At 38.1% G+C, this 23,258-nt stretch carries 21 protein-coding genes; 5 read left to right on the top strand and 16 right to left on the bottom strand.

Annotated elements, in window-relative coordinates; all coding sequences use genetic code 11:
* Positions 1 to 6 precede the first annotated feature (6 nt).
* The 9 genes from ABJH90_RS06205 to ABJH90_RS06165 form a co-directional block, all read right to left on the bottom strand.
* Positions 7 to 1,278: an acetyl-CoA hydrolase/transferase C-terminal domain-containing protein gene (locus ABJH90_RS06205; protein WP_348137606.1), complete on the bottom strand. Its 1,272-nt coding sequence runs from the start codon at positions 1,276 to 1,278 to the stop codon at positions 7 to 9.
* A gap of 50 nt (positions 1,279 to 1,328) precedes the next feature.
* Positions 1,329 to 2,030, bottom strand: coding sequence for a sulfite exporter TauE/SafE family protein (locus tag ABJH90_RS06200; RefSeq protein ID WP_348137604.1), 702 nt, complete (start codon positions 2,028 to 2,030; stop codon positions 1,329 to 1,331).
* 8 nt (positions 2,031 to 2,038) lie between these two features.
* On the bottom strand, positions 2,039 to 2,485 hold the full coding sequence (locus tag ABJH90_RS06195) for a FixH family protein (protein WP_348137602.1): 447 nt from the start codon (positions 2,483 to 2,485) through the stop codon (positions 2,039 to 2,041).
* A 28-nt stretch (positions 2,486 to 2,513) separates the two neighbouring features.
* Positions 2,514 to 3,923 (bottom strand): cytochrome c oxidase accessory protein CcoG, encoded by a 1,410-nt coding sequence (gene ccoG / locus ABJH90_RS06190; protein ID WP_348137600.1) that lies wholly within the window; start codon positions 3,921 to 3,923, stop codon positions 2,514 to 2,516.
* Positions 3,924 to 4,033: 110 nt separating this feature from the next.
* The gene (locus tag ABJH90_RS06185; protein ID WP_348137598.1) at positions 4,034 to 4,921 is read right to left on the bottom strand and encodes a cbb3-type cytochrome c oxidase N-terminal domain-containing protein; all 888 of its coding nucleotides are present in this window, start codon (positions 4,919 to 4,921) and stop codon (positions 4,034 to 4,036) included.
* A gap of 5 nt (positions 4,922 to 4,926) precedes the next feature.
* Entirely contained in the window at positions 4,927 to 5,109 is a 183-nt protein-coding gene (locus ABJH90_RS06180) for a CcoQ/FixQ family Cbb3-type cytochrome c oxidase assembly chaperone (protein ID WP_348137596.1), read from the bottom strand.
* Between the two features lie 3 nt (positions 5,110 to 5,112).
* Positions 5,113 to 7,314: a cytochrome-c oxidase, cbb3-type subunit I gene (gene ccoN / locus ABJH90_RS06175; protein WP_348137594.1), complete on the bottom strand. Its 2,202-nt coding sequence runs from the start codon at positions 7,312 to 7,314 to the stop codon at positions 5,113 to 5,115.
* Between the two features lie 2 nt (positions 7,315 to 7,316).
* Complete coding sequence (gene ccoS / locus ABJH90_RS06170) at positions 7,317 to 7,532, bottom strand: cbb3-type cytochrome oxidase assembly protein CcoS (protein ID WP_348137592.1); 216 nt, start codon at positions 7,530 to 7,532, stop codon at positions 7,317 to 7,319.
* Positions 7,533 to 7,604: 72 nt separating this feature from the next.
* On the bottom strand, positions 7,605 to 9,974 hold the full coding sequence (locus ABJH90_RS06165) for a heavy metal translocating P-type ATPase metal-binding domain-containing protein (protein ID WP_348137590.1): 2,370 nt from the start codon (positions 9,972 to 9,974) through the stop codon (positions 7,605 to 7,607).
* A gap of 111 nt (positions 9,975 to 10,085) precedes the next feature.
* Between ABJH90_RS06165 and ABJH90_RS06160 the strand changes: the two genes are divergently transcribed.
* Together ABJH90_RS06160 and ABJH90_RS06155 are read left to right on the top strand one after the other, a co-directional pair.
* The gene (locus tag ABJH90_RS06160; protein ID WP_348137588.1) at positions 10,086 to 10,781 is read left to right on the top strand and encodes a Crp/Fnr family transcriptional regulator; all 696 of its coding nucleotides are present in this window, start codon (positions 10,086 to 10,088) and stop codon (positions 10,779 to 10,781) included.
* Positions 10,782 to 10,919: 138 nt separating this feature from the next.
* Positions 10,920 to 11,762: a universal stress protein gene (locus ABJH90_RS06155; protein ID WP_348137586.1), complete on the top strand. Its 843-nt coding sequence runs from the start codon at positions 10,920 to 10,922 to the stop codon at positions 11,760 to 11,762.
* A gap of 51 nt (positions 11,763 to 11,813) precedes the next feature.
* On the opposite strand, the gene ABJH90_RS06150 is transcribed toward ABJH90_RS06155, so the two are convergent.
* Together ABJH90_RS06150 and ABJH90_RS06145 are read right to left on the bottom strand one after the other, a co-directional pair.
* Entirely contained in the window at positions 11,814 to 12,032 is a 219-nt protein-coding gene (locus ABJH90_RS06150) for a hypothetical protein (RefSeq protein ID WP_348137584.1), read from the bottom strand.
* Between the two features lie 67 nt (positions 12,033 to 12,099).
* On the bottom strand, positions 12,100 to 13,287 hold the full coding sequence (locus ABJH90_RS06145; protein ID WP_348137582.1) for a hypothetical protein: 1,188 nt from the start codon (positions 13,285 to 13,287) through the stop codon (positions 12,100 to 12,102).
* A gap of 223 nt (positions 13,288 to 13,510) precedes the next feature.
* Between ABJH90_RS06145 and ABJH90_RS06140 the strand changes: the two genes are divergently transcribed.
* Together ABJH90_RS06140 and ABJH90_RS06135 are read left to right on the top strand one after the other, a co-directional pair.
* Complete coding sequence (locus ABJH90_RS06140; protein ID WP_348137967.1) at positions 13,511 to 14,788, top strand: NAD(P)/FAD-dependent oxidoreductase; 1,278 nt, start codon at positions 13,511 to 13,513, stop codon at positions 14,786 to 14,788.
* A gap of 266 nt (positions 14,789 to 15,054) precedes the next feature.
* Positions 15,055 to 16,212 carry a homogentisate 1,2-dioxygenase gene (locus tag ABJH90_RS06135; protein WP_348137580.1) on the top strand — a complete coding sequence of 386 codons (1,158 nt, stop codon included), beginning with the start codon at positions 15,055 to 15,057 and terminating at the stop codon, positions 16,210 to 16,212.
* Here the strand turns inward: ABJH90_RS06135 and hutG are convergent.
* The 4 genes from hutG to hutH are packed head-to-tail and all read right to left on the bottom strand — an operon-like array spanning position 16,204 to position 22,049.
* Positions 16,204 to 17,172 carry a formimidoylglutamase gene (hutG, locus tag ABJH90_RS06130; RefSeq protein ID WP_348137578.1) on the bottom strand — a complete coding sequence of 323 codons (969 nt, stop codon included), beginning with the start codon at positions 17,170 to 17,172 and terminating at the stop codon, positions 16,204 to 16,206. The genes ABJH90_RS06135 and hutG overlap by 9 nt on opposite strands.
* Positions 17,173 to 17,176: 4 nt before the next feature.
* The gene (locus tag ABJH90_RS06125) at positions 17,177 to 19,201 is read right to left on the bottom strand and encodes a urocanate hydratase (RefSeq protein ID WP_348137576.1); all 2,025 of its coding nucleotides are present in this window, start codon (positions 19,199 to 19,201) and stop codon (positions 17,177 to 17,179) included.
* A 5-nt stretch (positions 19,202 to 19,206) separates the two neighbouring features.
* Complete coding sequence (hutI, locus tag ABJH90_RS06120) at positions 19,207 to 20,463, bottom strand: imidazolonepropionase (protein ID WP_348137574.1); 1,257 nt, start codon at positions 20,461 to 20,463, stop codon at positions 19,207 to 19,209.
* 5 nt (positions 20,464 to 20,468) lie between these two features.
* On the bottom strand, positions 20,469 to 22,049 hold the full coding sequence (gene hutH / locus ABJH90_RS06115; RefSeq protein ID WP_348137572.1) for a histidine ammonia-lyase: 1,581 nt from the start codon (positions 22,047 to 22,049) through the stop codon (positions 20,469 to 20,471).
* A gap of 127 nt (positions 22,050 to 22,176) precedes the next feature.
* Here hutH and ABJH90_RS06110 point away from each other — a divergent pair, with 127 nt between their 5' ends.
* Positions 22,177 to 22,731 carry a nitroreductase gene (locus ABJH90_RS06110; RefSeq protein ID WP_348137570.1) on the top strand — a complete coding sequence of 185 codons (555 nt, stop codon included), beginning with the start codon at positions 22,177 to 22,179 and terminating at the stop codon, positions 22,729 to 22,731.
* Between the two features lie 3 nt (positions 22,732 to 22,734).
* On the opposite strand, the gene ABJH90_RS06105 is transcribed toward ABJH90_RS06110, so the two are convergent.
* A complete protein-coding gene (locus ABJH90_RS06105; protein WP_348137568.1) occupies positions 22,735 to 23,250 on the bottom strand; it encodes a DUF456 domain-containing protein in 516 nt (171 codons plus the stop codon).
* Between the last annotated feature and the right edge of the window lie 8 nt (positions 23,251 to 23,258).

The following is a 23,258-nucleotide window of genomic DNA, read 5'->3' as shown; positions in this document are numbered from 1 at the left end:
CTATTTTTATGATCGTTCAAAACGCTCATAGGCGGCTTTAATCAACATTTCACGATGATCAGGATGTGAAATAGATATCAAGTCTTTTGCCCTTTCATATAAATTTTTACCAAAAAGATTTACCACGCCATACTCGGTGACCACGTAGTGAACGTGAGCTCTGGTAGTAGTAACTCCTGCACCCTCTTTAAGGGTAGGGGTAATCTTGCTTACTCCTTTTGCCGTGGTTGAGGAAAGGGCAAAAATTGGTTTTCCTCCTTCAGAAATAGTGGCGCCTCGTATAAAATCCATTTGACCTCCCACACCTGAGAAGTGTCGTTGACCAATACTATCTGCACATACCTGCCCTGTTAGATCTATTTCAATGGCGCTGTTTATTGCAGTTACTTTGGGATTTTGTGAAATTAAACTAGTATCATTAGTATATCCGGCTTCTTTGAAATGCACCGATGGATTGTCATCGACAAAATCGTATAAATTTTTAGTTCCTGCCGCGAAACAAGTAACAATTTTACCGGTTTTAATCTCCTTTTCCTCACCCGTAATAATGCCTTCCTCAACCAAAGGTAAGAGACCATCGGAAAACATTTCTGTATGTACTCCTAATCTTTTATGGTTGTGTAAATTGCTTAAAACAGCATTGGGAATATTTCCGATGCCCAATTGTAAAGTGGCACCATCTTCAATAAGTCCGGCTACATTTTTCCCAATTTGGTGTTCTAAATCGGTTATTTGGGTTAGGGGTGCAACATGGATTGGCTCATCAACTTCTATGGCCAGATCAATTCTATTAATATGAATAATACCATCTCCATGTGTCCTTGGCACCTGAGGATTTATCTGAGCAATTACTTTTTTAGCAGTCTGTATTGCAGGCAAGGCAATATCGACAGAAACGCCCAAAGAACAATACCCATGCCTGTCCGGGGGGGATACCTGAACCACCGCCACATCAAGAGGTAAAATATTTCGCCTGAACAAAAAATGTATTTCACTGAGAAAAATGGGAATATAATCACCTTTATTTGTATTCACTGCCTTTCTGACATTGCCTCCAACAAAACAACTGTTTATGTTAAATGCCTGATTATATGGAGGTATTGCATATTTAACCTCCCCTTCCGTATGTATTGATATAATCTCTACTTGTTCTAATTCCTCATATCTTTCACAAATTCTATTGATTAAAGTATTAGGAGTCATAGCAGCTCCCTGAAGAAATATCCGATCCCCGGATTTTACAATGGCGGCAGCTTCTGCTGCGGTAACAATTTTCATGTTAGTATTTTTACTTGATTTATAAAATGCCTCATTTAAATAATTTAAGGCTAATGACATTCTAATTCTGTAGAAACCACATTAACCATAGGCTTGGGAGATACATATGGTATTCCTAAACCCATTCCTCTCAGAATAAAAAGTAACCCTATGATAACTACAAAAACTGGTATTAATTTACGTATTCGCTGCTTTGCAGAATCCTTTAATATTCCGCTCAGGTAAACGGCTGTTGTCATTAATGGAACTGTTCCTAAACCAAACAAAACCATATATAACCAACCTTCAACAGCTGTGCCCATGGCAATTGCTCCCAATAGAGCCATATAAACCAGTCCGCAGGGCAGGAAGCCATTTAGAAACCCAATAGTGAGAAAAGTATCTGCCGTTTTCTTCTTCAGTGCTTTACCTAAACTGCTCTTAATTTTTCCAATAATCCGATACACAGGTTTTGAAAGGCTAAGTCTGTTTATATATCTATAGGGTATTATTACAACTAATATCATGAGTACACCAACAAGAATTGATAATTTTTGCTGTATTCCAAAGATGTAAAGTCCCTTACCCAACAACCCAAATAATAAGCCAATAATGCCATATGCCATTAGTCTTCCAAAATGGTAAATGAAAACCTGACCTGCTTTTTTATATTTATTATCCTGACTTACAGGCAGCATAAATGCAATTGGCCCGCACATGCCTATGCAGTGCAAGCTTCCCATAAGGCCCAAGATTAAGGCAGATAATAGCATATCATTAATTAATAGGTGATACTTTTTTTTATCAAGTACTTTTTGCCTTGATAATTCCAGTAAATTTTTATGTCCCAACGACCATCCAACAAACGTTTGTCAGGTATGAGCAAATGTTTATTGGATAAACTTATAGGAAAGTCAAAATCCAAGTGTTTATTGGATGGTCTGTACAGGGACACTTTACCTTTTATTTCTTTATAATTCATTTTTGGCGGGAAAGTAATAGCTAACCCATTTTCCTGGTGTATAAAACTAAACCGGGGTGCATAATCTTTGGCATTAGAAAGTGCGTCAATCTCCTTTTGATAGGCTAATTCTTCCTTGTAATACTCTTCTGTGACCAAATCATGATTGGCACTGTTATCTGTACTGGCAAGAATGACGAAATACATTATAAATGCAATAAATGCAACGAATGCCAAAACTATTCCTGTTCCCCAATTAAATTTCATACTCTATATTTCATATTAATGAATACTCCTAATTATAACTTCTTGGTGCCAGGAACCTTGCCGTTGTTGTTTCAATTAATTGATCCCCACTATATACACCAATTTTTAGTTTGTCTTTATCCCCATTTAAAGCGGCATTATTAATTTCAATAAACAAGGTGCCCTCTGCTAATTGCTGCGCTGGGACTTCAAAACTGCGATGTGATACCAAATCAATTTTTCCTTTATGTGAGAGAAGTTTAAAACTTACATCATCAATGTCTTTGGATGTTTTATTTATCAGCTTATAGGTGTAAACATTACTGATTATATTTCCTTCTTTATGTTCATATAGCTGACCAGGTAATCTTAAAATATTGGCTTCCAGATCGTTTCGTAAGAAAAGCATTCCAATAAATACCACAGTTAATATAGTAAGTACGGCAGCGTATCCTTTTAATCTGGGATTAAAAGTAAATTTCGCCTTTCTTTCAATATTGTCCTCACTTGCGTAACGAATGAGACCTTTTGGAAGATCTATTTTTTCCATAATCGTATCACACTCATCTATACAAGCCGTGCAATTCACACATTCCAATTGTGTACCATTTCTGATATCAATACCTGTTGGGCATACATTCACACATTGAAAGCAGTCTATGCAATCTCCGTGACCAAGCGCTGACCTATCTTCATTTTTTCGAAATTTCTTACGGCCATTTTCAGCTTCACCCCGCTTATGGTCATAGGCAACCACAATAGACTTATTGTCTAATAATACCCCTTGCATTCTTCCATAGGGACAAGCAATAATGCAAACCTGTTCTCTGAACCATGCAAAAATGAAATAGAATACTGCAGTAAAAATTAGCAGAGACACCAATGTATTAATATGGTTCAGAGGACCATCGGTGATGTATTGTATTAAGCTGTCACTTCCAATTAGATAGGCCAGGAATACATTAGCTATTAAAAAAGATATAATAAAGAAGACGAACCACTTAAGTAATCGCTTCCTTATTTTTTCTGCATTCCATGATTGCCTGTCCAAACGCATCTGAGCACCTCGATCTCCATCTATCCAGAATTCAATTCGCCTGAAGACCATTTCCATAAAAATAGTTTGAGGACACATCCATCCACAAAATATACGTCCAAAAGCAACGGTAAAAAGTGCGATAAAAATTACCCCGATGATCATGGAAATAACAAAAAGATGAAAATCCTGAGGCCAGAAGGGAAAACCAAAAATATTGAACCTGCGTTCCAAAACATTAAACATAAGGAACTGGTTGCCATTTATCTTAATAAATGGAGAAGCAAATAGGAATATCAATAATCCGTAACTAACCCATTTTCGATATTTATAATACCTTCCACTAGGTTTTTTGGGGAATATCCAGGCCCGCTTTCCTTCTTCGTCAATGGTCCCAATACTATCCCTGAAATTCTCTTCCATAGTTTTAATTACTATTCCCTACTCCTGCATGAATAGGAGCTATACATTCATAACAACCAGTTATAGAATCTGTATTTTGTTCCAGAACAACCTTTAAAGGACGTATTTTCCTATTTTGGCGCATTCTCGTCAACCCATAGATCTCCTTCCGCTGCTTTGGGATTAGCGGCTGTAGTACCTTGGAAATTAAGTAAATAACTAGATACCTGGGCCATTTCTAACGGTTTCAGCGTTTGCTTCCAGGAAATCATTCCTTTGCCGGCTCGTCCTCCTTCAGAAACGGTATTAAAAACATTTTTAATTCCGCCTCCAGATATCCAATATTCATCTGTAAGATTGGGTCCAATTCCACCACCACCATCTGCCATATGACATACAACGCAATTGGCTTCAAAAATGGATTTTCCTGCACTAATATCGGAGGCCTCGGTTAACAATTCTACTGTATTGACATCCACCAAATCCTTAGCTGTTTTTTTGTAAGCTTCTATTTCGGCCTGTGCTTCCGCTACCTCGAGTTCATATTCCAAATCCTGGTCATAATCACCATAAATTTCGAATCTTATCAGGTAAATAACACCAAAAATAATCGTCGCATAAAAAAGGTAAACCCACCATGGCGGTAATTTGTTGTCGAGCTCTTTTATACCATCATAGTTGTGGTCCAAAATGATTTCGCCTTCAGCTTCTATGGGTTTGGAGCCTAATAGTTTTTGGTACATCTTCTTACCCCAACTCCATTCCCATTGTTTTGATTTAGATTCCAAATATCTTTCTTTACCTTCTGTAGAAAGGGTTTGAAACATAACATTTTCAATAGATTTTAAAATAAGTTCAATTGCAATTAAAATCAATAACACCATCAATAGAAAGAACTGTGTTATAGGATATTCAATAAATGCGGGTTTTTCTCCGGAATCAATAAAGTACTCCATCAGTCCGAAGATGATAAAGAATATTACTGGGATTCTGATCCACCAGGGTGACATATTTTTCATGGCTTTTATTGTTTTGGTTGATTATCTTCTAATGGTATTTCACTTACTTCTTTTATATGCTCTTTGGAGGCGGTAAATACCCACCAAAAAAGAATGGCAAAAAATACAAAGAAGATAAGTAGCGATATCATGGGATAGGTGGCGATGCCTTCCATACTTTCCATGTGATTTTTTATAAATTTTAGCATGATCTATTTGTTTTCTGACATTAATTCGTCGGTTTCCTTAACTTTTATATCTGTACCTAAGCGCTGTAAGTAAGCGATTAGAGAAACGATCTCACGATCGCGCATTTCTACAAATTCCGATCCGTTTTCGGCTGCTATTTTTTTATCTTCTTCATAAGATTTTACAAAATCGGGATCAGAATAAAGGTTTTCTTCTATTTGAATAGACTGCTCTTCCATAGAAGTTGCAGCATTTGCGATTTCTTCTTCTGTATAAGGGACACCAAGGCTTACCATAGCCTCCATTTTGCTTTGGATGCCACTGCGATCATGTTCATTGCGGACCAACCACTGATATGCCGGCATGATAGAACCTGAGGAGGTGCTTTGCGGGTCATACATATGGTTAAGGTGCCAGCTATCGGAATATTTACCCCCAATTCGCAATAAATCGGGCCCTGTACGTTTACTACCCCAAAGGAATGGGTGATCATAAACAAACTCACCTGCTTTGGCATATTCCCCATAACGTTCCACTTCACTGCGGAATGGACGAATCATCTGAGAATGACAACCTACACAACCTTCACGTATATAAAGATCTCTTCCCTCTAATTCCAAAGGAGTATATGGTTTTACACTTGTAATGGTTGGTATATTGGATTTTACCAGAATAGTAGGGACTATCTGGACAATCCCTCCAATAAGAATGGCTATTGTAGCAAATATTGTCAATTTAATAGGTTTACGTTCCAGCCAGGTATGATACGTTTCTCCTGCCGTTCTTTTTTTAGATACCCTTGTTAGTGCGGCTGCTTCTGCAAGTTCATCTTCCACCTTGCTACCTGAGCGAACAGTAACTACTATGTTGTATAACATTACAACAAACCCAACAATATAGAGGCTGCCGCCAATAGCGCGCATCCAGTACATTGGCATAATTTCATTTACCGTTTCCAGGAAGTTCCCGTAAACAAGAGAGCCGTCCGGATTAAATTCTTTCCACATTAAGGCTTGCGTAAAGCCGGCCACATACATGGGCAGGGCATATAATATGATCCCTAATGTCCCGATCCAAAAGTGGAAATTGGCCATGGGCAGGGAATGCAATCTTGTTTTAAACATTTTAGGCACCATCCAGTAAATCATTCCAAAGGCCAGAAAACCGTTCCATGCCAGGGCACCTACATGAACATGCGCAATAATCCAGTCACTAAAATGAGCAATGGCGTTTACATTTTTTAAGGATAACATGGGACCTTCAAAAGTAGCCATCCCATAACCTGTAATTGCAACCACCATAAATTTAAGGGTTGGGTCTGTACGTACTTTATCCCAGGCACCTCTAAGCGTCAACAACCCATTTATCATACCACCCCAGGATGGAGCAATTAGCATTACAGAAAATGCAACACCTAAGTTTTGTGCCCAATCCGGCAGGGATGAATAAAGTAAATGGTGAGGTCCGGCCCAGATATATATAAAAATCAATGACCAGAAATGGACGATAGATAATCTATAGGAGTAAACAGGTCTGTTCGCAGCTTTAGGAACAAAATAATACATAAGTCCTAAAAAAGGTGTGGTAAGGAAGAAGGCCACAGCGTTATGACCGTACCACCATTGAACCAGAGCATCCTGAACCCCTGCATATACCGAATAACTTTTTAAAGCGCTAACAGGCAATTCTAAACTATTGAAGATATGTAGAACTGCAACTGTTACAAATGTGGCCAAATAGAACCAGATAGCCACATAAAGGTGACGTTGCCTTCTTTTAACCATTGTTCCAATCAGGTTCCATCCAAATGCGACCCATACCAGCGCAATTGCAATATCAATTGGCCACTCCAATTCTGCATATTCTTTAGAAGTAGTGATTCCAAGCGGGAGCGTTATTGCGGCTGCAACAATTATACTCTGCCACCCCCAGAAGTTGAAATTACTAAGGAAATCGCTAAACATTCGGGCTTTGAGCAAACGTTGGGTAGAGTAATAAACTCCTGCAAAGATAGCGTTGCCTACAAATGCAAAGATAACTGCATTAGTGTGCAACGGGCGAAGTCGTCCAAAACTCAGAAATGATATCCCATCGGTAATATTAGGGAATAGAAACATTAATGCAAGTAGTAATCCTACGAGCATACCAATGATTCCCCAAAACAAAGTGGCATAGAGGAATTTTTTTACGATCTTGTTATCGTAATAGAACTGTTGTACTTCCATAATTACAAATTTTGCTTTTTATTTAGTTGGTTTGATTTTTTGATTTTAGTATTGGGTTCTGCAGCTGTGTTTTTTACAACTTCATCTTCAAATAACATTCTGACTGAGGGAGTATACGAATCGTCATACTGCCCGCTGCGTACAGAAATTATAAAAGCAGCAAAGAAAATCAGTGCTACTACAATACTAATTGTAAGCAATAAATAAATGACACTCATACCTACCTGAATTCTCGCGTAAAACTACATTTGTTGACAAGTTCAAAAAATGACATATGTCAGGTTTGTTAATTATTTTAATTTCTTCCCTATTACATTGGTTGCAAGTGTAGCAAAAGCCACAATGCTAATTGAACTCAAGGGCATTAAGATAGCTGCAATTACGGGCTCTAACTGCCCCGTTACAGCAAAATAAAGCCCAACCAGATTATACATCAATGAGAGCACAAAACACAATTTAATAATTTTCATGGCCTTTTTAGAGGCCAGAATATAATTATTTAGATATTTAAATTTTGTGGCATCAAGAATTCCATCGCAGGCAGGGGAGAAAACATTTATGTTTTCAGAAATTGCAAGACCCACATTACTCTGTGCCAGAGCACCGGCATCATTTAAGCCATCACCCACCATTAGGACCTTTTTATCATTGGACTGTAACTCGCTTATAAACTCCAACTTATCTGTAGGCTTTTGATTAAAATATAAAGGAGTCAACTTTGGTAAAAGCTTTTCCAGCCTGGTCTTTTCTCCTGCATTATCTCCTGATAATACTGCTAAATCCATATAGTGCCCCATTTCTTTAAAAACTTTCGAAACTCCTTCTCTGTAATTATTATGAAAAACAAAACACCCCTTATATGAATCATTTGTACTTACGTGAACAGAGGTGCTGTTGTAATCACTTTGTTGCTGATGTCCAACAAAATCTGCTGAACCAACTTTTATGTCACTTTTATCCTTAACACCTTGTACTCCCTTGCCGGTATATTCCTTGTAATCATCAAGGGTTTCTATATTGTGCTCTTTCAACAGTGCATAAAGCGATCTGCTTAGAGGGTGATTGGAAGCCCTAAGGGTATTTTTTAGCAGGGATTCTTCCTCAGCAGTAAGCTCCATGCCTTCATAAGTAATTGAGTTTGAATGCGCTGTGGTTATGGTACCTGTTTTATCAAATATTGCGGTATCTATTTGAGCCAACTGCTCTATTACATTACTGTCCTTCAGGTAGAGTTTCTTACGTCCGAAAATCCGTAACATATTACCTAGAGTAAACGGAGCAGCAAGGGCAATGGCACATGGGCAGGCTATGATAAGTACAGCCGTAAAAACATTTAATACTTTACTGCTGTCCTGGAACATCCAAAAAGATGCCGCAATAATAGCAATAGCTAATACAGCAATTGTAAAGCGCTTTCCAATGCTGTCTGTTAAAGTTTGAAAAGCGGTTGATTTGTCTTTTTGGAAAACAGAATTACTCCACAATTGTGTAAGATAGCTCTGAGAAACACTTTTTAAAGCTTCTATTTCAATAGCACCATTACATTGTCTCCCACCTGCAAAAACTTTATCGCCAGAACTTTTTTGGACGGGTTCAGATTCTCCGGTTACAAAACTATAATCTATTTGGGCCTTTTCCGTTATAAGAATACCGTCAACCGGAATTAGCTCCTCATTTCTTATAAGTAACCTATCGCCACTCTTAATAGCATATATCTGCACCGTTTCTTCCTTCCTTTTTTTGCCTAACCTGGTAACTGCAATAGGGAAATACGACTTGTAGTCTCGCTCAAAAGAAAGGAATGAATACGTTTTTTGCTGAAAGAACCTCCCTACCAGCAGGAAGAAAATTAAACCCGTTAGACTGTCAAAGAAACCGGAACCCAGGTCAAAGAATATTTCATAACTACTGCGAATAAAAAGAACCAAAATACCCAGTGCAATAGGCACGTCAATATTTAAAAGTCCCGATCGCAATCCTTTATAAGCTGAGATCAGATAATCATTACCGGCATAAAATACTACAGGTAGCGAAAAAGTAAACATCAGCCATCTGAATAAACCTTTGTATTGATCCAGCCAAAATTCCCCAACTTCAAAATACTCAGGGAAAGATAAAAACATAATATTCCCAAAGGCAAAACCTGCAACACCTAATTTATAAATTAAACTTCTGTCTATTTTGCTCTTTCCCTTATCATAATCTTCAAGGGAGATATAGGGTTCATAACCAATTCTTGCCAGTAATATAACAAGTTCTTTTAGTGAAACCAGTTCCCTGTTATAGGTTATTCTAGTTGTTTTTTGAGGAAAGTCTACCTGCGAATTCGTGACTCCGGGATGTAGTTTTTTTAAATTTTCCAGCACCCAAATACATGAACTACAATGTATTCCCGGAATAAATAGATTAACAATTTGAATAATTCCATCATCAAATTCAATTAATCTCTGAGCTATGTTATCGGAATTGAGAAAATCATATTTCCCTTCAATTGCTAAAGGAGTAGTGCCAGCGCCCGATTGAAGATCATAGTAATAGGATAAATCATTAGATTGAAAAATCCCATATACCGTTTTACATCCGTTACAACAGAAGTCTTTGTCGTCAAATACTATCGCTGTAGTGTTACAATCATCACCACAGTGGTAACATTTAGTCATATTCTAAAACATTTGCTTAATACCTGAGTGCGAAATTGTAGTAATTTACTTAAAATATATATGATATTTGTCACCTTTTCAATAATTTTGCATCAGTCTAAAGTAAAATCCATGAGTTCTGAAAAGAGGTGCGAGTATTGCATAATTCGTCAATTTAATTCCTTGCGTGCTATGAGTAAGGAAGAATTAAAGCAGGTATCAGATTCGAAGACTTCCAAAAGCTTTAAAAAAGGCGAAGCAATTTTCGAAGAAGGTGAAAAATTGAATGGTGTTTTTTGTGTTCGGGATGGGGTTACAAAACTTTCCAAGCTAAGCTCTAACGGAAAAGATCAAATAGTGAAATTGGCTACTAAAGGAGAAGTTATGGGTCAGCGTTCTGTTATTGCAGAAGAGACCTCAAATCTAAGTGCTGTTGCCGTAAATGATATGGAACTTTGCTTTATTCCTAAAGAAGTTATCATTAATACTCTACATAAGAATCCTGATTTTACATTTGAAGTCCTTCGTCTTATGGCACATGACTTAAAGGAGGCAGATGATGTAATTGTAAATATTTCACAGAAAACAGTAAAACAACGTATCGCCGAAGCATTCATTTATCTTAAATCTAACTATGGTGAGGATAAAGATGGATATTTATCGCTTAGTCTTTCCAGAGAGGATATTGCTAATGTTGTAGGTACTGCCACGGAATCCTGCATTCGAATTATTTCAGAATTTAAAAAGAAGGGCCTGCTAAAGAGTTCCGGTAAGAAACTTGGAATTTTGGATGAAAAGAAATTAAGAGATCTTGCTGAAGGATTCTAGTTAAACCCTTATATACTCCCGACCTACAGTAAATGAACACCTTTCATTAATTATAAGGGATTTAAAAACCTGACATATATCATTGTTTCCATCTAATCCCAGAGGTATTTTTACACCATTGTTTTTTTAATCAGGTGTATGAAAAATATATTATTACCAACGGATTTCTCCAAAAATTCCTTAAATGCAGCAAAGTTTGCAATTGAATTTTTTAAAGAAGAAGAATGTGTTTTTCATCTTTTAAATACATATACCCCTGCTATTGTGCACAGCCGTTTTATGGCCGCTACTATTCATGGTGGGTTGGTGGAAGATAATGTTAGATCTGAGTCTGAACAAGGATTGGAAGAGCTGTTGAATCAAATCAATACTTATTATAAATACCCACAACACAGTTTTAAATGTATTTCTTCGTTTAATCTGCTTACCGAAGAAATCAAGGAGATTGTGAAATCAGAGAATATAGATTTTGTCGTGACAGGAACAAAGGGTGCATCTGGCTTTGAGGAGGTATTTTTGGGAAGTAATACAGTAAGAATAATTAAGGCGGTAAGATCATGTCCAATCCTTGCTGTTCCGGAAGATTTTGAGTATATCAAACCTGTTAGAATTGGTTTCACGACGGATTTTAAAAGAAATTTTAGTGCAGAAGTAATTGAGCCTATGATTCAGCTGACTGCTAAATTTGGTGCTACTTTAAATATAATGCATATTAGTGAGGAGGAACAATTGAACAAGCACCAGCATTCAAATAAAGAGATATTGTTGGAGTATGTTTCGTCTGTCTCACATTGTTTGCATAGCATGCCTTATTTTGCCAGCAAATCGGATGTGATCGAATTCTTCATAAAGGAGTTTGGCATACAAATGCTTGCACTAGTAAATTACCGACATGGATTTTTGGAAGAATTGGTTAGAGAACCTGTTGTCAAACGCATAGCGTTTCATACCCCAATTCCTCTTCTTGTATTATCCGACTAGTTACGATATTATAGAAAGAAAAATTTGTCTCTTCGAATAGAAGAGCGTCAGTTATTTCCTAATTGGGTAATCCTCATAGAAATCTTCGAATGTTTTTGAAGTTTTGTAGTCGTCTGTAATTACTTTATAGACCATATAAACTATCATTATCTGACCAAGTACAGTAAGGTAAAAGACCCAGCTAAAAGCAAAATTCATAGTAGCCATTATGGTCACCATTATTAATAGTATGGTGGTTGCTCCAACCCAGAATATGGCAGAAGATTTCATTTTTTATTTTAAAGTTATTTAAAATCAAAAAACGCTGGTGTTAACACAATGATAAATCTACAGCAAATTAAAAATTCCAAAACATATCTTCGGCTGGAATATTCTTTTGCCTGCCTAGATCCAAAGGATTAAAGTTAAGTACGCTAAATAAATACCAAATGCTTGATGAAATAGCCGGAGTGTTCGGAGCATCTTCCCACAATAATGAAGAACCATAGCTAGTACCTGCATTTGTTGTATATGGAATACCCGTGGAATTTTCCTGGGTAGAATTCTTCATTTGTGCTTTTTGTAGTTGCTGAAGTGTGCTATTTGCTTCATCGGCCATATTTGCTTCTTTAAAAGCTAAGGCCATTTGCGCGGTACCTTCTAACCAAATAACATCTTTATCTTCATCAAAGCAATAACCGGAAATTACCTCTCCGTTAAAACTGGCAACCTGGGTGTTTTTATAACGTTCAGCCTTAAAAAGAACCTCTTCTGAGAAATTCTCAAAAATTAAATAGCCCAGAGAATGCAGGTCCATAGCATAATAATGGGTTTCATTTTCCGGCCATGCTACAAGAAGCTGGTCATTAAGGTCCCAACGTTCTTGTTTAAGAAAATTTAATATCCCCTTATGGAAATCATCGTAACCTTCCACAGCATTAAATGCCATTATAATACCTTCTGTAACCTTATGTATTTGAGTGCCATCTTCATTAATTCCTCCCCAGAGACCACCATCTTCATCCTGTAAACTCCTGATCCAATTTTCCAATAAACCAGTCAATTCAGCATACTTCGTATTTCCCGTTATTTCGTGATAATTATTGAGAGCTATCAATAGCCAGGCATTATCTCCCATCCAGGTTCGCCTGCCGTTAGAACCATCGCTATTTCTTAACTGATAAAAACCTCCATTATTCAAGATGAATTCTGAATCGATACGTTCATTGAAATAATCAAAGACCCCTTCGGCTTTTTCAATTTCTCCTTCAGCCATGAATGCCAATGCGGCCAGGGCATTATCATATAGTGATACGTAGTCTGTTTTTTCAGAACTTGTCAGTAACCCGTTGGCAAGCTGCATATTGTCGATCCATTGAGATATTTGAAGAGCATTACTTTCCAAATTATCTTCTAAATTATTTTCAGGTAAATCAGGTATACCGTTTTCAATATAAATTAGTTCCTCATATACTTCAGTAGTATCAAGGGTACAGGAAAGGGCTAAAAAACCTAAGATTGTAAATAAAAGTAACTTTTTAAGCATGATATAGGTGGTTTTAAAGACTTGGGAATCGTTTTATAAAATTAATAATGATAGTCCGGTCTGTTTAAGGATTACGACCAACGTGTAGTATGTCCGACTAAAACCATTACTATTAGCGGATTATCCCGGAAATGAGTTTTTAACTGAAACCTGATCTGGTCAACTCAGTTAAAAAACATCGATGAACGGTAAGAGTTTCCCTATTTTTACATTAAATTATTTTATGAATCTTCCCGAAACCACAAGAAAAAGAGTAGTAATTATTGGAGCTGGTTTTGCAGGAATTTCACTAGCCAAGAAACTGAGGAGACTTCCGGTTCAGGTTGTTGTCATAGATAAACACAATTACCATACATTTCAACCCCTTTTGTACCAGGTTTCCACTGGAGGTTTAGAACCAGATTCTATAGCTTACCCCATTAGGAAGATCTTAAAAAAGCTTCATAATTTTTATTTCAGGCTGGCTACTGTAAATAAAATAAACCCTGAACTTAAAGAAGTACATACAGATATAGGTAAAATCTCCTATGATTATTTGATTATTGCCACCGGTACACGAACCAATTACTTTGGCAATACAGAGATCCAGGAAAACGCCATGTCAATGAAAAGTGTTCCTCAGGCTTTAAATATCCGAAGTCTTATGCTTCAGAATTTTGAATTAGCAGATAATTGTCAAGATTTGGAAGAGCGCAAGGCCCTTCTGAATTTTTGTATAATTGGTGCCGGCCCCACCGGGGTTGAACTTGCCGGAGCATTTGCGGAATTGAAAAAACATGTATTTCCAAAAGATTACAGACATCTTAATATTGATGAAATGGAAATTCATCTTTTCGAAGGTGCGGATGTTGTTCTACCACCTATGAGTGCCAAAGCTTCAGAAAAAGCAACTAAATTTTTGGAAAATTTTGGGGTTCATCTGCATCTAAATACCATAGTAAAAGGATACAATGGCGACCTTGTAAAAATGGATAACGGTGAAGAGATCAGAACCAGGAACTTTATCTGGACTGCCGGTGTTACCGGGGCGGCGGTTGAGGGCTTAAGTTCTGATGCTTTGATAAAGAGAATTAATCGGTTTAAAGTAGACCGATATAATCAAATTTTAGGCCACGCTAATATTTTTGCCATTGGAGATATTGCTTATATGGAAACTGAAGCCTATCCAAAAGGACACCCTCAAATGGCACAGCCCGCAATTCAACAGGGAGAACTTTTGGCTATGAATTTAGGAAGATTATTAAAAGGAGGGTCCATGAAACCTTTTGTGTATAGAAATAAAGGAAATATGGCAACTATAGGTCGTAATAAGGCAGTAGTTGATCTTCCGGGAATTGAATTTGGAGGATTCTTTGCATGGTTTATATGGATGTTTGTTCATCTAATGTCCCTTGTTGGATTCAGGAACAGAGTAATCGTATTTTTTAATTGGGTTTATAATTACATCAATTATGATAAGGCAGCACGCTTAATAGTCAGACCCTTCAGGACCAGAATATAAAACAGCCCAATTATAACAACTAATTTGGAATCCTTTTATATCTTTGCCAAGTTGTGTTGTGCATCATTAATAATGGTGTATGTGTATAGATGCCGATATTGATTCGGCACTTACCAATGAAAGGCTTTCCAATTTGGGAGGCTTTTTTTGTTTAGAGCTTACCTTGGTTGACAGAATAGAATAATTGCCTGATATTTATGGGGCTTTATTTTACAATACCTTCATTTTGTCGTAATTTTAGGGATGACTTTTAAAGAGATCTGATCATGCCATTATATCATAAACTTGGGAATTTACCACACAAAAGACATACGGTTTTTAAGAAAAAAGATGGCAGTTTGCACTATGAACAATTGTTCGGAACCATCGGATTTGATGGGATGTCTTCTCTAATGTATCATTTATACCGGCCAACTATGGTTAAGGAGGTTGGTGATACAAAGGATATTTCCCCCAAGGCCGCGGTTAAGTATAATATAAAATCCAGATTACTTAAAGGTTTTCAGGTATCCCCGGTGGATGATTATCTCGATAGCAGAAAGGTTGTACTATTCAATAGCGATGTTCATGTTGGTCTTGCAGCCCCTAAAAAATCAATGACAGATTACTTCTATAAAAATGCTGATGCAGATGAATTACTCTTTATTCACAGGGGAAAAGGAACTCTGAAGACAATGTTGGGTGAAATTCCTTTTGGATATGGGGATTATATCTTGATACCCCGCGGAATGATCTATCAAATAGTTTTTGAAGATGAGGATAACAGACTCTTTATTACAGAATCTTACCAACCTATTTACACCCCAAAACGGTATAGGAACTGGTTTGGACAACATTTGGAGCATTCACCATTTTGCGAGCGCGATTTTAGACTGCCGGAAAATTTGCAAACCCATGATGAGCTCGGAGAATTTTTAATAAAAGTAAAGAAACAGGGCCAGTTACATCATTTAGTATATGCTTCGCATCCTTTTGACATAGTAGGCTGGGATGGATATAACTACCCATACGCTTTTTCGATATTTGATTTTGAACCTATTACAGGAAGAGTGCATCAGCCACCACCGGTTCACCAGACATTTGAGACCAGTGCTTTCGTAGTTTGTTCTTTCTGCCCACGCCTTTATGACTATCACCCACAGGCTATACCAGCACCCTATAATCATTCAAACATCGATTCCGATGAGGTGCTCTATTATGTTGAGGGCGATTTTATGAGTCGTAAAAATATTGATCAAGGATATATTTCTCTTCATCCGGCAGGTATCCCTCACGGTCCGCACCCCGGAACATACGAGGCCAGTATTGGCAAGAGTGGAACCGAAGAATATGCCGTAATGGTTGATACATTTAAACCGCTGCAATTGACAGAAGATGCACTTGAAATTGATGATGGCACTTACTATCAGTCCTGGTTAGAGTAGGGCAACTTTATGTATAATAAAATGTAGCAGGCTTGCGGCCAGTTTAGCTGTTTGATCATCGTGGTCATAGGTAGGATTGAGTTCAGCCACATCTGCACTTATTAATTTATTTGTTGAGATGATTGTTTCTAACGCAACTAATGCAATATCTACCGAAAACCCCATAGGAGAGGCGGCGCTAACACCTGGTGCAAAGGCAGAAGCAAATCCGTCTAAATCTATTGTCAGGTATACAAAATCTACATCCTTACAGAACTCATTAATTTTATTAATTACATAAGAAGTATTCTGCTTATGAAATAGCTCGGCCTCAATATATTTTATGTTCCATTCTCGGGCACGCTCAAATAATATACTATCGTTGGCATCATTTCTTATCCCAAGGCATAAATAAGGGAAGTCGAATTTTTGGTTGCTATTTTCGGTTGCGATTTGGTAAAAGGGCGTTCCGGAATTATTGCCATCTTCATTGGATCGAAGATCAAAATGGGCATCCAGGTTCACTATTCCAATTTTTTGGTCATTGCCAACAAATTTTTTAATTCCATTATAATGACCGTACGCTATATCATGACCTCCTCCTAACAATAATGGTAAGCCTTTGTAGTTCAAAATCTGAGTTACTTTTTCAGCCAATACACTTTGAGCTTTCTCCATATCGTCTCCTACGCATACTACATTCCCCGCATCAAAAATTGCAATGCTTTCATTCAGATGCTGCGGTAGTTTGGCCAGCTGTCGGCGAGCAGCATGTGGGCCCTCTTTTGCACCCTCTCGTCCCATATTTCTCTTTACACCTTCATCACATTCATAACCCAGGAGCACGAAAGTCTTTTCCTCAGAGTTTGGGATTTTTTGAAGTTCCAGATCTATTTGTTCAACCTTTTGGTAAACATAAATATCCTGATCGGTTTTTCGACCTGTCCAAATATTTTCGTCTGTTGGTTTGTAAAGAATCATTTGGTTATTCAAATAATCTATCTAACAATTCATCTGTTACCGTATTGGGTAATGTCACTTTTAAATTGGGGGATCGTTTCATCTCCCTTTTAATAGCGAAAAGCGCTTCCTCATTTCTGGCCCAGCTTCTGCGCGATATGCCATTATTTACATCATAAAATAGCATATTTTTCAGTCGTTTAGCGGCTTCATCTGAACCATCAAGTACCATCCCAAAACCGCCGTTGATCACTTCGCCCCAACCAACTCCACCACCGTTGTGTATGGAAACCCAGCTTGCTCCTCTAAAACTATCGCCTATAACATTATGGATAGCCATATCTGCCGTAAACTGACTTCCATCATAGATGTTGCTGGTTTCCCTGAATGGAGAATCTGTGCCGCTTACATCATGGTGATCCCTTCCCAGGACAATAGGTGCAGTAATTATGCCTGAATTAACCGCTTCATTAAAAGCCTCGGCGATCTTAATCCTTCCTTCAGCATCTGCATACAAGATACGGGCCTGTGATCCAACCACCAACTTATTGGAATCAGCCTCTTTAATCCATTTGATATTATCCTGCATTTGTTGTTGAATCTCCTCGGGCGCACTGTCTCTGATTTTCTCCATAACACCTAAAGCTATTTCATCTGTCTTTTGCAGATCTTCAGGATTACCTGAGGTACAGACCCATCTAAAAGGCCCAAAACCGAAGTCAAAACACATCGGCCCCAAAATATCCTGAACATATGAAGGGTATTTAAAATCAATATTATTTTCAGACATAACATCTGCCCCAGCTCTGGAGGCCTCCAACAAAAAGGCATTCCCGTAGTCAAAGAAATAAGTTCCTTTTTCTGAATGTTTATTGATTGCGTTCACCTGACGCCGTAAAGATTCACGAACCTTCTCTTTGAATAGTTCCGGGTTTTCCGCCATCATTATATTCGCTTCCTCAAAGGACAATCCGGCCGGATAATACCCTCCTGCCCATGGGTTGTGCAAAGAGGTTTGATCGGATCCCAGGTGAATGAACAATCCCTCCTCATAAAACTGCTCCCAGACGTCAACTACATTGCCAACATAGGCAAGGGATAATACTTCATTCTTAGCTATTGCCTGTTTGGTCCTGCCAATCAAAGTGTCCATATTGGAATGGAGTTCATCAACCCAACCCTGTTTATACCTTTTGGAAGCCGCAGCTTCATTTACTTCGGCGCAAACCGTAATACAGCCAGCAATATTTCCCGCTTTTGGCTGAGCACCACTCATACCACCCAAGCCGGCAGTGAGAAATATTTTACCATTCGGGGATTCAGATCTTGGTAATACCTTTCTAAAAGCATTCATAACTGTAATCGCAGTTCCATGTACTATTCCTTGTGGTCCAATATACATATAAGACCCGGCAGTCATTTGCCCGTACTGAGTGACCCCAAGTGCATTGAATTTTTCCCAATCGTCCTGACTGGAATAATTGGGAATCATCATTCCATTGGTAATTACTACTCTGGGTGCTTCTCTGGTAGAAGGGAATAAACCCATAGGATGCCCGGAATACATATGCAGGGTTTGCTCTGTGGTCATGGCAGCCAGATACTGCATGGTAAGAAGATATTGTGCCCAATTCTGAAAGACGGCACCATTACCCCCATATGTAATTAATTCTTCAGGATGTTGTGCTACTTCAGGATCCAGATTATTCTGTATCATAAGCATTATTGCTGCACCCTCCACGGTTTTGGCAGGATATTCTGAAATTGGCCTGGCATGCATTTTATACCCCGGTATAAAACGATACATATAAATACGACCATATTTTTCCAATTCCATAGCAAATTCTGAAGAAAGCTCAGAATGCCAGGCTGGAGGAAAATAGCGAAGCGCATTCCTTATCGCCAGCTTTTTTTCTTCCAGGCTTAAAATTTCTTTTCTTTTTGGGGCATGATTTAATTCCTGGATTCTCGACCTTTGCGTGGGCAATACCTTAGGAATTCCCAATAGGATCTCATCTCTAAAACTCAATTCTGTTTTGGAACTTTGCATCTTCCTTATGAGTTATGTTTATTGTAAATCAATTTTCCCTTTTTATAAACTATACATGGTTTAAAAGCCCCCTGGTTGTATAGAACTTCATTAAAATTGGCAGTATGAAACAGATTAAAATCTGCAAGATAACCGGCTTCCAATTTGCCTCTATCCTGCAATTTAAGCGCCGCTGCTGCCCTGAATGTTATTCCTGCCAATACTTCCGCATTAGTTAATTTTTGCATGGTACCTAAAATTGCTGATTGGGTAAGAAGATCGCCCATAGGGGCAGAGCCCGGATTATGATCACTGGCAATAGCCAGAGCACCACCTGCATCCAGAATTTCCCTCGCAGGTGTAAAACTGCAACCTAAACCTAATGATGCTCCGGGAAGTGCTGTGGAAATCACTTCACTTTTTGCTAATAGTTCTATTTCATTAGACGTACTTGCCTCTAAATGATCTGCACTAACAGCATTAAATTTAACTGCAACCTCACTTCCTCCAACAGAGAACTGATCTGCATGAATGGTAATATCAAAACCCATTTCAGCAGCTTTGGAAAGGTAAGGCTCAATTTCTGATTTATTAAATGCCCCTTTTTCAATAAAAGCATCAACTCTGTTTGATAATTTTTCCTTTTTTAAAACAGGGAACAGTTGCTCGCTTATTTCTGATAGATACTCTGACGAATTACCATTAAAATCCCTGGGGAGCATATGAGCAGCCAAACAAGTGGAGACAAAATCTAATGGAAACTGTTCATCTGCCTCCTTAATTGCCTGTAGCATTTTAAGTTCTTCCTTTACTGTAAGACCGTAACCGCTTTTAACCTCAATGGTCGTTACACCATTTCTAAGATGCTGTTTGGCTCTTTTAATTATTCCTTTGATCAGCTCTTTTTTTGTGGCCTTTCTTGTTTGTTGTACAGTATCCCAAATACCACCACCTTCCTCTGCAATTTCCAAGTAGGTTTTGCCAGCATTCCTCATAGCGTAATCCCTGGCCCTGGAACCTCCAAAACAAATATGTGTATGCGAATCTACAAATCCCGGAAGGCAAATGTGATTTCCTTCTAACTGAATTAATTTTACGTTCAGATCTTTTACTTCGGTTGCGAGTTTTTTATAGCTGTCAATTGTCTTAATAAGGCCATCAGCAAAAAGAATCCCGGCATTTTCAATGATCCGTAGCTGACTATCTGAAACAGCACCTTTTATAGGCATTCCTGTCATAGGAATTACCTGGTTTAAGGGCCCAATAAGTGTTAATTGCTCCATAGTAATTAATAGTTTTCAAACTCTTCTGAATAAGTTGTCTGTAAAGTGAGATTCTTTCTTCTACAAACCTTATTAATATGGTCTATAATGGTTTGGTTTCTTACCAATTCTATTCCTTGTTCAATATCATCGGCAAAAACCCTGTCTTTTTCTGCAAAGGCCACTTTTTTACGAACTTCCTTATGCACTTCTTCAAGCAATATTCCCGATTTTAAAGGTTTTCTATATTCAAAAGCCTGGGTGGCCGTTAGTAATTCAATGGCCAGTATTTTTTCTAAATTTTCAAGTACCCTTAAAGCTTTTCTCCCGGCAATAGACCCCATACTTACATGGTCTTCCTGCCCCATAGAAGTAGGAATACTGTCGGCGCTGGAAGGAAAACAAAGTCCTTTATTTTCACTGGCCAAAGCAGCGGTGGTGTATTGAAGGATCATGTATCCTGAATTTATTCCCGTATCTTCCATGAGTAATTTGGGAACACCCGGGCTATTACCCTCCAAGGCCAGATAAATCCGCCTGTCTGATATATTTCCCAGTTCAGAAGCTGCCAGACAAGCATAATCCAATGCCATAGCCAGAGGCTGTCCATGAAAATTACCTCCACTAATTGTCAATTCTTCATTGATGATAATTGGATTATCTGTTACGGCATTCAATTCTACTTGCAACAATTCCTTGAGATGTAACCAGGAATTTCTGGAAGCTCCATGGACCTGTGGAATGCAACGCAAGGAATAAGGATCCTGTACCCGCTCACAGTCAATATGATTTTCCATGATCTCAGAACCTTTCAGAAGTAATTTAACCCTTTGTGCCACATGTATATTGCCCTTGAACGGCCGCAGCTTATGTAATTCATTGTAAAAAGGTTTTACGGAACCCTGTAAACCTTCAATCATCATGGCTCCTATAATATCTGCATGTGCAAGGCAATTGTGTAATTTTTCTATCACTTTGATGCTATGTGCAGCAATAAACTGGGTGCCGTTAATTAGGGCTAACCCCTCTTTGGGGCCAAGTTCCAGAGGTTTCAACCCTGTTTTTTTAAATAGTTCTTCAGTGAGTATAATTTTGTTTTCAAACAGCACTTTGCCAAGACCTATCAGAGGTAAAAACAGGTGGGCAAGAGGAGCTAAGTCTCCTGAGGCTCCAACGGAACCTTGAGAAGGTACCAGTGGGATAGCATCGTTGTCTATGTGCCATAGAATTCTGTCTAAGGTTTCTTCTGCAATACCAGAATATCCCTTTGCAAGCGAATGTATCTTTAAAATGAGCATTAGTTTTGCCAGTTCTGTCTTAATAGGCTTGCCAACACCAACACTATGGCTTTTGAGGATATTTGTCTGAAGTATTCTGGTTTCTTCTTTAGAAATATTTGTGGTGCACAAGGGTCCGAACCCAGTATTTATCCCATAAACAGCCTGCCTTTTTTCAACTATGTTTTCAACTACAAGTTTGCTGTCCCGGACCCGTTTTCGCGCAGCATTTGATAATTGACCTTGAATTGTTCCCCTTGCAATTCCCAATGCAAGGCGGCAACTAAGTTCTTCTTCCCCGTACAGAAAGGTATCAGTTGGTGAAACCATTAAATAGAATTTTTAGTACTATAAATGTATTCATTAAGTTTCAGAAAAATGGAATTGGAGCCCCACTTTAATTTGAATATAATATCACAGTAAGAAAATCTAACTTTGCAAACTTAAAATGTTTAGAATGGTATTTGAATTAATTAAAAAAAGGCGATCTGTATTTCCCGCTCAATATACAAACCAACCGATAAATAGATCGGAGATTGAAAAAATTCTGGAAGCAGCTAACTGGGCACCTACTCATAAAAAAACGGAACCCTGGAGGTTTAAGATCTTTTTAGAAGATTCTAAAGAGCAGCTCGGACAATTCCTTGCAAATAAGTACAAGGAAACAGAGGCGAACCCAAAGGCTTTTAAAGCGAAAAAACTTCTCGAAAACCCAAGCAGGTCTGCCGCAGTCATAGCCATCTGCATGCAAAGAGACCCAAATGAAAGTCTTCCGGAATGGGAAGAAATTGCCGCCACAGCAATGGCTGTTCAGAATATGTGGCTTTGTTGCACAGAAATGGGGATAGGTTGTTATTGGAGCTCGCCGGGCCTGATAAAATATATAGGTGAATTTATTGAACTGGGTGATGGGGAACTATGTCTCGGGTTTTTATATATGGGACGTTACGAGGAGGAAATCTCAGTTGGAGAAAGAAAACCTATTGACGATAAGGTGGTTTGGTTTAATTAGGAGCTAGTAAAAAAACGGAAATAATTTTTCCTTATACTCCCAGGTTTTGGCAATAAAGAGTCCAAAATAAATTATAGTAACCACAAATTTTAAGAAAGTCCCGGTAAGAAAGCCAACAAAGGAACCAAAAGCGGCTTTAAGGGCTGTTTTACTCTCCGCTTTATTTATTAATTCTCCAATTAAGGCTCCAATAAACGGCCATATAACTATACCAAAAATACCCAGTATTGGAAATATTATTGCTACAAGAAGCCCAACTACGGTCCCGAACATTCCGGCTTTGCTGCCCCCAAACTTTTTAGTACCCATTGCCGGGATAATATAATCTAATGTGAATACAATTACGGCAACCAAAAGTGTGATCCCCAAAAACCACCAGTCATTGGGTATTGCCTTGGTAAGCACCAATAATAAAAGACCTATCCAGCTTATTGTAGGGCCTGGTAAAACGGGTAAAAAACTTCCTAAAACACCTATAAACATAAAGATAAATCCCAATAAGAATAAGGCAATATCCATGAAAACCA

Source organism: Eudoraea sp. (assembly GCF_039969275.1).
Taxonomy (GTDB): domain Bacteria; phylum Bacteroidota; class Bacteroidia; order Flavobacteriales; family Flavobacteriaceae; genus Eudoraea.
This window is presented reverse-complemented; position numbering and strand designations above follow the sequence as displayed.